The 13,096-nt window shown below is 53.8% G+C and carries 9 protein-coding genes; all 9 read right to left on the bottom strand.

Annotated elements, in window-relative coordinates; genetic code table 11:
• Nucleotides 1–8: 8 nt before the first annotated feature.
• The 9 genes from pstA to hpf all read right to left on the bottom strand — a co-directional run bounded on the left by pstA (nt 9) and on the right by hpf (nt 12,981).
• Nucleotides 9–893: a phosphate ABC transporter permease PstA gene (pstA, locus tag V8I28_RS07490; RefSeq protein WP_341779502.1), complete on the bottom strand. Its 885-nt coding sequence runs from the start codon at nt 891–893 to the stop codon at nt 9–11.
• Nucleotides 894–895: 2 nt separating this feature from the next.
• Nucleotides 896–1,825 (bottom strand): phosphate ABC transporter permease subunit PstC, encoded by a 930-nt coding sequence (gene pstC, locus V8I28_RS07485; RefSeq protein WP_341779501.1) that lies wholly within the window; start codon nt 1,823–1,825, stop codon nt 896–898.
• Nucleotides 1,825–2,709, bottom strand: a complete 885-nt coding sequence (locus V8I28_RS07480; protein WP_341779500.1) for a phosphate ABC transporter substrate-binding protein — start codon at nt 2,707–2,709, stop codon at nt 1,825–1,827. The genes pstC and V8I28_RS07480 overlap by 1 nt, the downstream gene beginning before the upstream one ends.
• 890 nt (nt 2,710–3,599) lie before the next feature.
• A complete protein-coding gene (locus V8I28_RS07475) occupies nt 3,600–4,949 on the bottom strand; it encodes a sensor histidine kinase (protein WP_341779499.1) in 1,350 nt (449 codons plus the stop codon).
• A complete protein-coding gene (locus V8I28_RS07470) occupies nt 4,946–5,653 on the bottom strand; it encodes a response regulator transcription factor (protein ID WP_341779498.1) in 708 nt (235 codons plus the stop codon). The genes V8I28_RS07475 and V8I28_RS07470 overlap by 4 nt, the downstream gene beginning before the upstream one ends.
• A gap of 3 nt (nt 5,654–5,656) precedes the next feature.
• Nucleotides 5,657–6,829 carry a PDZ domain-containing protein gene (locus V8I28_RS07465; protein WP_341779497.1) on the bottom strand — a complete coding sequence of 391 codons (1,173 nt, stop codon included), beginning with the start codon at nt 6,827–6,829 and terminating at the stop codon, nt 5,657–5,659.
• Nucleotides 6,830–6,999: 170 nt separating this feature from the next.
• Nucleotides 7,000–8,116, bottom strand: a protein-coding gene (gene prfB, locus V8I28_RS07460) for a peptide chain release factor 2 (RefSeq protein ID WP_341779496.1) whose coding sequence is annotated in 2 segments (ribosomal slippage) — nt 7,000–8,043 and nt 8,045–8,116 — 1,116 coding nt in all. Because the reading frame shifts where the segments join, the coding sequence is not laid out codon by codon here.
• Nucleotides 8,117–8,755: 639 nt separating this feature from the next.
• The gene (secA, locus tag V8I28_RS07455) at nt 8,756–11,119 is read right to left on the bottom strand and encodes a preprotein translocase subunit SecA (protein WP_341779495.1); all 2,364 of its coding nucleotides are present in this window, start codon (nt 11,117–11,119) and stop codon (nt 8,756–8,758) included.
• A gap of 1,307 nt (nt 11,120–12,426) precedes the next feature.
• The gene (hpf, locus tag V8I28_RS07450; RefSeq protein ID WP_341779494.1) at nt 12,427–12,981 is read right to left on the bottom strand and encodes a ribosome hibernation-promoting factor, HPF/YfiA family; all 555 of its coding nucleotides are present in this window, start codon (nt 12,979–12,981) and stop codon (nt 12,427–12,429) included.
• Between the last annotated feature and the right edge of the window lie 115 nt (nt 12,982–13,096).

Genomic DNA, 13,096 nt, shown 5'->3' with positions numbered 1-13,096 from the left:
AACCTCCTCTACGCTGACGTTAAGCGTTTATACAGCCGCTTGCCTAGGTAACGCGCGGCAAAGTTGAACAACAGAATGGCTAAGACCAGGACCGCCGACGAGCCGGAAGAGATGGCCTTGGCATCCGGCATGATCCCCTCGGAGTTAATCTTCCAGATGTGGACCGCCAACGTTTCGGCCGGTCGCATCGGGTTCAGCGGACTGGAAATGTTAAACGGATTCCAATCGGTGAAGTCCAGCGCCGGCGCACTCTGCCCCGCCGTGTAAATCAGCGCGGCCGCCTCACCGAAGACCCGACCGGCACTTAGAATCACCCCGGTCAGGATGCTAGGTACCGCGGCCGGTAAGATGACCCGCGTCACCGTTTCCCACCGTGAGAGGCCCAGTGCCAGGCCTCCTTCGCGTTGGGTGGTATCAATCGTTCGCAACGAATCCTCAATACTCCGCGTTAGTAACGGGAGGTTGAAGAAGGTCAGCGCGAAGGCCCCCGATAGAATGGAGAAGCCCAGGTTCAATTTGACCACGAAGAACAGGAAACCGAACAGCCCCACCACCACGGAAGGTAGCGAGCTCAGAATTTCAATCGCCGTCCGGATGGTCGTGGTTACCCAGTTATCCTTGGCGTATTCGTACAGGTAAATAGCCGCTCCCAAGGCAATGGGAAAGGAAATCAGCATGGCTAAAATCAAGAGATAAAAGGAATTGTATAATTGAATGCCGACCCCGCCACCCTTAAGGAAGGCCTTGGCGGGCGCCGTCAGGAAGTGCCAACTCAGTTGCGGGAGCCCGCTAACCAGAATATAGCCGAGCAGGGCTAGCAAAATCAAGACAACCAACCCGGCAACGCCGTATAACGTTCCAATTGCCACTTTATTTTGTGTTTTTGGATTCATCACTATTGGAGACGCCCCTTTCGACCAATCAGGCGAATGATCAGATTAAAGATTAAGGACATGAGGAGCAGCACTAGGGCCAGTGACCACAGTGCATTGTTTTGTAGCGACCCCATGACGGTGTTACCAATTCCCGTGGTTAACACGGAGGTCAGCGTGGACGCCGGATCAACCAGACTACCGGGCATCAACGCCGCATTCCCGATGACCATTTGAACGGCCAGCGCTTCGCCAAAGGCCCGCGCCATGCCGAAGACCACGGCCGTCATCATGCCGGGCGTTGCGGCCCGCAAGACGACCTTATAGATAGTCTGCCATTGCGTGGCCCCCAGCGCCAGCGATGCTTCGCGGTAGTACCGCGGCACCGCCCGCAGTGCATCGACACTCATCGAGGTCACCGTGGGTAGAATCATGACGAAGAGCACGCAGGTCCCGGAGAGAATCCCGAACCCACTGCCGCCGAAGAGGGTCCGCGTGACCGGAACAATCACGGATAGCCCGATGAACCCGTACACCACGGAGGGAATCCCCACCAGCAGTTCGGTGACGGGCTGGAGAATCTTGGCCCCTTTGTTGGGCGAAATTTCATTCATAAAGACGGCCGTCCCAATCGCAAACGGCGTCGCCACAAGGGCCGACAGAATCGTAATCAGAAACGACCCCACAATCATGGGTAACGCCCCCACCTCCGGCTTACCGTGAGCGTCCGTGATGCCCGGATTCCAGCTCTTACCGGATAGGAAGTCCCAGAGACTGACATGATTGCTGAAGAAGGTCGCGAGTCCCTTGGAGGCAACAAACCCAATAATCGCCACCACCACCGCCACGATTAGGAGCAGCGCGGAGAAGCTGACGACCTTGCCCCAAACTTCTAACTTGGCGGCCTTGGAGTGACGCTTTAGCTGTTGTTCCAGTTGTTCTGTGGATTTCATCACTCGGCGCCCTCCAATTTCGTAATTTGTCCGTGCACGTCACGGTTAACCCGCATCTGATCCGGTGAAAGGTACCCGAGCTGCCGAACCAGCGTCTTTTGGACCGCCGGCGACTGGATGTAACGAATGAAGTTCTTCGTTAAGCCCGTGGGTTGGCCCTTCGTGTACAGATGTTCATAAGACCAGATTTTCCAGTGGTTCGTGATGACGTTGGCTTCCGTCGGCGCGACCCCGTTGAGGGTAATCGCCTGAACCGTCTTGTCCGCGTATGAGAAAGCCACGTAACTAATCGCACCCGGCGTCGTCGCCACGATCTGGCGCACCATGCCGGAAGAATCTTGTTCCTGCGCGGTCTTGGACTGGTGACCGGCTAAGCCGAATTGTTCAAACGTTGCACGGGTGCCACTCCCTTGCGCGCGGTTCACCAGCACGATTGGCAGATTCTTCCCGCCGACCTCGCGCCAATTGGTCACCTTGCCCGTAAAGACTTGAATGAGTTGGGCGGTTGTCAAATGGTCCACCCCGGCTTTTTTGTTCACGATGGGGGTAATCCCGACCACGGCTACCCGATGGTCTACCAGCTCCTGGGAACGAATCCCCTTCTGCTCGCCGGCAAAGAGATCGGAATTTCCGATCTGGACGGCCCCCTCTTGAATTTGGCTTAATCCGGTCCCGGTTCCCCCACCCTGAACGTTGACAAACGTGCCTAGGTGTTCGCCCGTATATTGTTCACCGGCTGCCTCCACCAGGGGTTGCAGGGCCGTTGACCCCACCGCCGTGATGGATTCACCCGCATGACTGACCTCACGCGTTTGATAGGCAAAGAGCCCCAAGCCCACCACAAGTAGTAGGCCGAGCCCTTGCCACCAGCGTTTCTTTGACATACCGTTAACCTCCTATTGGCCAAACGCTACTGCGCGACCTTTTCAAAAATTAGTATACCGAACCAATGTAAATGTCCTGTAGGTGTATTGTAAAGGTTATGTAAATGTTACCCGGTATTGACCACTTTTTGCCGAAATCGGTATGGCCCCCGGCCAATCAGTCGGCTATCGGCTTGACTATCCAGCGAACGAAAAAGGCGGGACGCTCTCCTCGAAGGAAACCGCCCCGCCATCTTGATCGTGATTTTGGTTGATAATAATCTTTTAAGTTAGTGGAGCCTGGCCGCCTCCCGTTCGCAAAGGCCACCATTAAATTGGTCTTGGCAGTTGTCTGCGGCTGCCAGCAATTCCGCCTGCTGTGGGGACCGGCTTCAGCCCAGAAGCGGGCTTCCGCCTCGCTTGGAAGCCTTGCCCAGACCACAAATCTCCCAAGTCGTCCCACCCAGTAACCTGGCTAAAAACGCCAGCTAACTGGGTTGTCACGGCTGGCTCCATTACTGGCCTCCTCCGACAGAGAACGGCTGTAGCCACGGCTGAGCTCGCAACGAACTGAGCGACCTAGCTGCTGACAAACAGTAACGTAGCCAAGAGTGAAGCAAAATATGAGCTCAGCCGTGGGATTATCTGAACGGCGTCAGCCGATTAGATAATGGCGACTTGGAAACGCCGGTCCTTGGCGGTTCCAAGCGAGGCTAAAGACCGCTCCTCAGGCTTTAGCCGTCCTGCCCACAGCGATCCAGCTCATATTTTGCGAACGGAAGGCGACCAGTCACCCACTTAGGTGCGGCGGGCGGAACTCCTGACAGCCGCAGATATGGCAACCAGTTCCAGCTCATCTGGGGCGAACGGTAAGGCGGCCAGCCCTGCTAACAGTTACCAAGAAAAACGCCTTAACTAGGCGCATTCAATGGAAAGGTCAACGTGACCGTGGTGCCCTGGTCCAGCTGACTTTGCAGGTCGATCTTGCCGTTGAGTGACTGGACTAACTCGCGCACGATGGCCAACCCCAGACCACTTCCGCTAACCCGCTGATTGGAGTGCGACACCTCCGCACGGTAGAAGCGCTCGAAGACGCGGAGCTGGTCCTGCGGCGAAATACCCACGCCCGTATCGGCGACCCGTAGCGACCACGTCTTATCGGTCGTTTCCGCCGTCAACGTGACGTGCCCGTCCGGTCGATTGTACTTGATGGCGTTGCCGAGGACATTTTTCAAGATTTGATCGAATTTATGCTGGTCGGTCGCTACCACTAAGTCGGCGGGCACGTGATTGATTAGCGTCACGTGATTGACCGCCGCCAACGGTTTCAGCAGGGAAACTTGGGCATCCACCTGCCGCCCCACCGGCACCTGGGCCAGTTCGACCGCATTGCCCGCTTCTAGGTGCGAAATCGTCAGGACATCGTTAATCAGCTCAACCAACCGTTCACTCTGCTGATCGATGATTTCTAGAAACTCAGTCAGCTTCTCCGGATCGTCCTTGGCTCCCGCCAGTAAGGTCTTGGCGAAGCCCGAGATGGCGGTCACCGGCGTCTTCAACTCGTGCGAGGCATTGGACACGAAGTCCGCCTGCATCTGCTCGACCGCGTAGACCTCAGTCACGTCGTACAGCAGAACCAACACTTGGAAATAATCCTGGGAGGTCTCCGTATAAATGGCTTGAGCATCTACCGTCCGCTCGTTAGGCGTGCCGGGGAGCTTTAGAACCCGGTGCTGGGTCGTCGATTCGCTTAAGGCCGTGTTAATCAGGCTGGCCAATTCGAACTGCCGGACATCTTGCGTAAAGGGATGCCGGCGCGGCGAAATCTGCTGCTGCAGGAACTGTTCCATCGCGGGATTGGCCAACTCGACCTTACGATACCGGTCGATCACCATGACGCCAATGGGCAGATAATCCAATAACGTGGCGAACTCCTGATTTTGCCCGGCCATCTTTCGCTGGACCTTACGCTGATGCGTCTGCAGGTAGTTAATCTGGAGGGCCAGCTGATAGAAGGGATCGTGCGGCGACAGGAGGACGTGGGCCGGCGTCTGTTCGTGCCGGATGCCCTCGACCTTCTTGGTGAGAATACCGATGCGCCGGTCGCCCCAGCGAAAGCCCGCACTCACCCCCGCCGTCTCAATCAGGGCTACCGACCAACCGATGAGTAGCGCAATGCCTAGGTGAGACGGCCGGACCAGCCACACCAGCAGGGTATTGGCGAGCCCCACGGTTAACCAGACCACTAGTAGCCGTTTCATGACTGCGCCTCAAACGTATAACCGAAGCCCCGCACCGTCTTGAGAAGCTTGGGGTGCTTCGGATCAATTTCAATTTTTTCGCGTAAGTGGGACACGTGAATGTCGACCATCCGCGTTTGCCCGCTGTAGTCGAAGCCCCAGACGCCCTCGAGTAACTGCTCGCGACTCCAGACCTTACCAGGACGTTTCGCAAAGAACAAGAGGAGCTCAAATTCCTTGGGCGTCAGGTCAATCGCCTGATCGCCGCGTTTAACCTGAAACTTATCCTGGTCAATAGTTAAATCGGCCACCTGCAACAGATTCGTGGCGGGCGCGGCCGGCTTTTCTTCCGGCTCGTCCTCGTGGTAACGCCGCATCACGGCCTTCATGCGGGCAATCACTTCGCGGGGACTGAATGGCTTGGTGATGTAATCATCCGCGCCGAGTTCTAGGCCAAAGACGGTATCGAACTCACTAGTCTTAGCCGTAATCATGATGATGGGGGTGCTGATCTTTTCTTGACGCAACCGCTTGGTCACCTCAACACCGTCCAACTTAGGGAGCATTAAATCCAATAGAATCACATCAAACTTCTCGTGCAGCGCCAAATTTAACGCCTGCTCACCGTCAATTGCGGTGACAACTTGATAGTCTGCCTGCTCCAGATTGTACTGTAATAACGTCACGATTGCTGGTTCGTCATCGACGACTAGGACTCTACTCATGGGTCATCCCTCCTGATCTCTGAATAAAACAATCCCAATTTCATGCGGCGCCCCGGAATAAATCGCGGTCTCCGTCACCTTTAATTCGCCGTCTCGGTTGCGGACCTTGAGATGGCAATACGTGGGATTGATGAGTAATGCTTCGTAAAAGGATGTTTCACTGTCGATCGGTTGATGGTTACATTCTAAAATAATATCGCCAGCGGTTAGGTCGAGCTTTACGGCTGGTGTCCGTGGCCGAATCGCGAGGACGCGCACCCCGTCATCAACTTGAGAATACCAGAATTGTTGCTGCGCATCATAGCGTTTAGCCCGCCATAGGATGATGGCGTAACCAACTAATAAAATGACCAGCGTCACCGGCACGTCTTGGGGCCGATAGATGGCCCAGGCGAAGAAGAGTAACGCTAGGACGGCCAGCCAAACTAGCTTTTTCGCCAACCCTTGATAAACCTGCCGGGGGACCTGCCGAAAAACGGTGAACCGGAGCCCGACTAAGAGGGGCACGACCAATACCGCAAAGGTCTGCCCGTGAATCGTGAGAAGTGGCCAAAACGCCCAATGACTGGCGAACCAATCGCCGGGAACCAGCGTCACCATGGGTAAGACGAGAAATTCACGCCACGGGTAACCGGCAATTCGCTTCCCCCGTTGCTTGGCGTAGATTCGTGGCGCCGTGAACCGCCCACCGTAGTGTGACAGCCAGTGCCCCAACACCAGAAAGAAGAAGGCGACCAGCCACAGATAATTCTGCACCGGTACGGCGTTAATGCCCCAGCGTAAGCCGGTGGGCGCTAGACTGGGTAAATCCGATATGTACGTTCCCCCAAAGACACTCACTGAAATGGTCGCTAGCGTGCTGACCACCAGTAGCGTCAGCGGTAAAACGGTCGTGGGTAGAATCACCAACGTTATCACCGCTAAGATTTCATAAATCACAATCCACAGTAGCGGCAGGCTAAAGCCCACCACCATGTTGACCACCGATAACGCTAGGCCCAAAACAACCCCCTGCGTCAAGAAATGGCGTAACTCAAAATGATCACTGTAAACCGCACTCCCAAAATTTTGCCGTTCGTGCTTGATTCGTGAGCGACTCGTCACCCACAAGCGCAGTACCGCCACCCACACCATCAGTTGGAGGAGATAACTGCCACACGCAATAAATATCCGCATGTCATCGACACCTTTCTAAAAAAATAACTGACCCCAGTATAGCATGAAAGAAAAGCGGGCCGCACGACATTCGTGTTACCCGCCCAATGATTTTCAAAAACGCCTATCTCGTGATTAATGACACTCACCGATTCACGAGGTCACGGCTCGTGTTGCCGAACCGCCTCGGCTTAATCCGGATTCTTCTGACTCAATTGCCACTGCAGGTACGCATCGATGAAGGGATCGAGGTCCCCGTCCATGACGGCCTGGCCGTTCCCCGTTTCGTAGTCCGTGCGGTGGTCTTTTACCATGGTGTACGGATGGAAAACGTAGGAGCGAATCTGCGACCCCCAGCCAATATCCATCTGCTCACCTTCGATGGCCGCCTTTTCCTTGGCCTTCTTTTCTTCCTCCCGCTCGTACAACTTGGCCCGTAACATGCCCAGCGCCGTTTGCCGGTTCTGAAGCTGCGAGCGTTGTGCCTGACTCTGCGTGACGATACCGGTTGGAATATGCGTGATCCGTACGGCCGAGGAGGTCTTGTTGACGTGTTGCCCACCGGCACCGGAAGCCCGGTAGACGTCGACCTTCAAGTCGGCCGGATTAATCTCAATATCCACGGTATCGTCCAGTTCTGGCAGAACATCGACCGAGGCAAACGAGGTATGCCGCCGACCGGCCGAATCAAATGGGGAAATCCGAACCAACCGGTGCACGCCCTTCTCGGAACGCAGATAACCGTAGGCGTTGTGCCCGGCAATCAGTAACGTGGCACTACTTAACCCGGCGACTTCGCCCGGCTGATAGTCCAACACGGTGACCTTGAAGTCGTGTTGGTCCGCCCAGCGCGTGTACATCCGCATCAGCATTTCGCCCCAGTCCTGGGATTCCGTGCCCCCAGCGCCCGGGTGAATTTCCAAAATTGCATTGTTCTTGTCATACTTCTGGTTCAACAGTTGATTCAGGCTGTATTGGTGCAGGGCCGCCTGGGCCGCCTTAAAGTTCTGCTCGAACTCGGCCTGCATGTCCGGGTCGGGTTCCTCTTGGAGCAGGGCCACGGCCACTTCCAAGTCATCGATCTGTTCGCTGAGGTGCTTGAACTCCTCAACTTTTTTCTTCATTTCATTGGTTTCGTCAATCAGCTTCTGAGCTGATTGGGCATTGTCCCAGAATCCCGGCTGGGCCATCTGACCTTCGTTGACACTGATACTCTCACTGAGGGCATCGAAGTCAAAGCGACCCCCTAAAGCCGGCAAGTTGTTCTTTCATGGTGGCAATGTCACGTTTTGCATCGCTTAATTCCATCGTGATTGGCTCCTTTTTTGATTAGATTTTACTTTCTTGTTAGATCTGTTGCTAACTTTACGGCAACCTGGCCGCCTACCGTTCGCACCTGATGAGCTGGAACGCTGTGGGCGGACGTTGCGAGCCAAAGGGCGGTCTCGCAACTCGCTTTGAGCCGAGAAATCACGTCTCAAAGACGCCATTCCCTAACCGGCAAGACCCATGCCGCTAAGGGAATCCCACGGCTGAGCCCATCAGTTGCTTCACTCTCGGCTACACCGGTGATGATTGGTCCAACCGACGTCCTGCCAAACACACCAATCACACCTGACCACCGCCAATTAGCGACGAATCGCCTGATTGGCGCGGAAATTCGCCAGCCGTGCCGGAGGAGGTCAGGAGTGGAGCCAGCCGTGTCGATGGTGTTGGCTGGCGTCCTTTGCCAGCTTACAGCATGGGGCGACTCGGGAGACTTGCGGGTTTGGCAAGGCTTCCGAGCGAGGTGGAAGCCCGCTCTTCGGCTGGAACCGTCCCCCACAGCAGGCGGAACTCCTGGCAGCCGCAGGCACGGCGACCAGTCACCCACTTAGGTGCGGCGGTCGGTTCGTTGCTTTAAATAAAACGAGGCCGGAATTGCTTCCCGCCTCGTCATCTCCCGAACTACCGGGTAATATTTTGTCGAATTTCTGACTTCATGAATAGACGGGTGGCATCGTAGTCGATGTCAGAGATCATTTCACCGAACATCCGGAATCCTTCTTGTTGATATTCAACTAATGGGTTCAACTGACCGTAGCCCCGCAGCCCAATTGATTGACGCAATTGGTCCATGGTGTCGATGTGGTCGGTCCAGTGAGAGTCCACGCAACGCAAGAGCACAACCTTTTCGAATTCCAACATCTGTGCTGGATCGTAGAGTTGCTTCTGCTTTTCTTGATAGACATCTTCGGCTAAGCCCATGAAGAACGCCTTGATTTCGTCGGCAGACTTATCCTTCAAATCGTTCAGGCTAATCTTGTCCGGTGAAACCATTGCGGAAATCCCGAAGTCCAGTAACGTATCCAAATCCCAATCGGATTGATCGCCTTGGGTGTGCAAGTTAACCACCCGGTCGACCGTCCGCTTAATCATTGGCATCAGGACCCATTTGAGGGACTTGTCCTGGTTAATCACTTGGTTCCGTTCGCCATAGATGACGTCACGTTGTTGACGCATGACATCATCGTATTGCAGCACGTTCTTCCGGGAATCGTAGTTGTTCCCTTCAACCCGCTTCTGGGCGGATTCCACTTGCTTGGTGATCATGCGGCTCCGAATAACGGCGTCTTCGCCATCTACGTTCATCCGTTCCAGGAAGCTCTTGACCCGTTCGGAACCGAACCGGCGCATCAAGTCATCTTCCAGAGACAGGTAGAACTGGGTCATACCAGGGTCACCTTGCCGACCGGAACGGCCACGCAGCTGGTTATCAATCCGCCGCGACTCGTGTCGTTCGGTCCCAATAACCGCTAAACCACCAATTTCAACCACGCCGGGTCCCAATTTAATATCGGTCCCCCGCCCGGCCATGTTGGTCGCAATCGTTACGGCGCCCCGTTGGCCGGCATTCTGAATGATGTCGGCTTCCTTGGCATGGTTCTTGGCGTTCAAGACCACGTGCGGAATCTTTTCCTGATCCAACCGTTGTGATAGGTATTCGGACGTTTCAACGGCCACGGTCCCGATTAACATCGGTTGACCTTTTTCGTGTAACACCTTAATTTCCTTAATAACGGCATTGAACTTGGATTCCAGGGTTGGGTACAACAGATCGGGTTCGTCAACCCGGACCACCGGCTTGTTGGTTGGTACGGAAATAACGTCCATGTTGTAGATTTCCCGGAATTCCTCGACTTCGGTCTTGGCCGTCCCGGTCATCCCGGCAAGCTTCTTGTACATCCGGAACAAGTTCTGATACGTGATGTTCGCCATGGTCTTAGTTTCTTCTTGAATCTCGACGCCTTCCTTGGCCTCGATGGCTTGGTGCAACCCATCGGAGTAGCGCCGGCCTTCCATGACCCGCCCAGTAAAGGAATCAACGATCAAGACTTCACCATCTTGAACCACGTAGTCCTTATCCCGTAGCATGATGAAGTTCGCCCGTAAGGCTTGGTCCATATGGTGGGTTAAGGCGGTGTTGTCCGTGTCGTACAAGTTCTTTAAATTAAAGTATTTTTCGGCCTTTTCGATCCCCACGTCCGTCAAAGCAACGGTCTTGGATTCCAGGTCGATCTTAAAGTCTTCTTTTTCGTGCAACGTCTTGGCGAAACGGTCCACCCGTTTATACAGGGCACTCGTTCCTTCAGACTGACCAGAAATGATCAGCGGCGTCCGCGCTTCATCAATTAAGATGGAGTCAACTTCATCGACAATCGCGAAGTTTAAGGGACGTTGAACCATATCTTCTTTGTAAACGACCATGTTGTCCCGCAGGTAATCGAACCCGATTTCCCCGTTGGTCGAGTACGTGATATCGGCCTTGTAGGCTTCACGCTTTTCTTCTGGTGATTTTTCGGCGGAGTTTAACCCAACGGTCAGGCCCATCCAGTTGTACAACTCACCCATTTCAGTGGCATCACGTGCGGATAAGTATTCGTTAACCGTAACCACGTGAACCCCTTCGCCAGCTAAGGCGTTCAGGTAAACGGGCATCGTGGCGGTCAAGGTCTTCCCTTCACCGGTCTTCATTTCGGCAATGTTACCTTCATGAAGCACAATTCCCCCCATAATTTGCACGTGGAATGGATAGAGGCCGAGGACCCGCTTAGCACCTTCACGAACGGCGGCAAAAGCTTCGGGCAACAAATCGTCCAAAGTTTCGCCATCCTGATAGCGTTGCTTAAATTCAGGCGTTTTTGCTTGCAGATCTTCGTCCGAAAGCTTTGCGTATTCGTCAGCGTAAGCACCGACTTCATCCGCTAATTTACTGAGGCGTCGTAAAGTCCGTCGATCACTTTCGACCCATCGTTTCAAAATATTTGCCATGTGAGAATTCCCTTCAGTACAGTTTAATAAGTCTCCGTCAACCTCTTGGCAGGACGTGGCACGCTTGGCGCCACTGACGTCAGTCAACCGTTAATCGGTCGTGACGCCCCATCGATTGCGGAGCGGACATCTGAGTAATTGATAAAATCACAAACCCCGTTACAAGAATATTTCCCGCATCAACCAAGGTGTCAGCATCACGCGAGGGACAGGATTTAAATCATTTATTTTGACAATAAATCAATCTACATTTTAACACTAACCCGGCTAAGATGAAACTTTTCTAATCATGTAAATGCCGTAAAACCGCTTTCTTTCGCAGTATTCTTGATTAAAATCATGACTGACTATTCTCGCAACAACCGATCGCCTGTACCCGAACCATTGCGGCCAGCTCAAGGTATAAGCATAATCTCATTAATTTTACCAGATTCTCCCCGGAAAGTATCGCTTTTTGCGTAACAGTTACTTAACAATCCCATGACAGCAGGTCGAATAGATGAGCGCCCTTAATGATTGCGCAATACCGGCAAACCCCGAAATGTTTCGCCGCCAAGCCCCTCGGTGAGCGGTGGTCTACCTTCTATTCTATATAGTCACCAACCACCCTGCCAACCCCACCACTCACTATCGCCAGCCTTTGTAGGGTGAGCAACCAAACTGCCCGCGTGTCAATATTGGTCGTGTTGATAAATCTGTGCCTGCGCCTGCCAGCTACCTCTTCGGAACTGGCCGCCTTGCCGTTCGCCCCAGATGAGCTGGAACGCTGTGGGCAGGACGCCCTGAGCCTGAGAAGCGGTCTCAGGACTCGCTTGAAACCGCCAAGAACCGGCGTTTCCAAGTCGCCATTCCCTAACCGGCAAGAACCAGCCGCTAAGGGAATCCCACGGCTGAGCTCATCTGGGGCTTCACTCTCGGCTCCGGTAGTACCCAAACACAACGATTTGCTGAAGGCATAGGAGCGTTCATGGCCGCCATCTGAATCGCGTGGTCCATGAAAACCACTATCTAGCCGGAGATCGCCAGTAGTGGAGCCAGCCGTGACGACGCCGTTAGCTGGCGTTTTTAGCCAGGTTACGGCGTGGGACGACTTGGGAGACTCACGGGCCTTGCGAGGCTTCCAAGCGAGCCGGAAGCCTGCTTCTTGGCTGCAGGCGGTCCCCACAGCAGGCGGAACTGCTGGCAGGCGCAGGCACGGATTATAGCAAAAACGAGTTGGACCAGCAATTGCCAGCGCAACGCGCACTTGGTTGGACACTAAAAAAGCACCGCGACAGGCAGTGCTTCGTTAGGTCAACATTATTGGTTTATTGGTCGTCGGCTTCGATCAAACCATAGCGGCCGTCATTACGACGGTACACAATGCTAATGCCGTTCGTTTCCGCATCTTCGTAGATAAAGAAGTCGTGGCCTAACATGTCCATTTGCAAGACGGCCTCTTCATTATCCATTGGCTTCAACGAAACGCGCTTCGTCCGAACAACCTCTAACTCCTTGCTTTCAGCTGGATCTGATTCCGTAGCTTCCGGTGCGAAGTCGAGATTCTTGTAGCCCTTCTCCCGGGACTTACGGTTAACTTTGGTCTTGTACTTGCGAATTTGCCGTTCCAGCTTATCGGTAACCAAATCAACACTTGCATATAAGTCCGGAGAAGTTTCCTCTGCCCGTAATGTCAAGTATGGGAGTGGGATTGTTACTTCAACCTTCGCTGTCTTGTTTTGGTAGACCTTCAGGTTGACATGCGCAATTGCCTCAACTTTGTTGTCGAAATATTTCTCCAACTTGCTGATACGCTTTTCAACGTAATCCCGTATTGCGTCAGTAACTTCGATGTTTTCACCACGAATATTAAATGTGAGCATAAAACTTCTCTCCCTTCAACCAAGATAAACTCGGTTTGCTCAGCATTAGAAGGACCACTCTTCTAATATGCTTTGCTTACTATTATTATAATAGAAAGCCCTACCAGAAACAATT

The sequence above is a fragment of the Levilactobacillus sp. HBUAS70063 genome (assembly GCF_038374745.1).
Classification (GTDB): Bacteria; Bacillota; Bacilli; order Lactobacillales; family Lactobacillaceae; genus Levilactobacillus.
The sequence above is the reverse complement of the archived record's forward strand: the minus strand, read 5'-3'. Positions and strand labels throughout refer to the sequence as shown.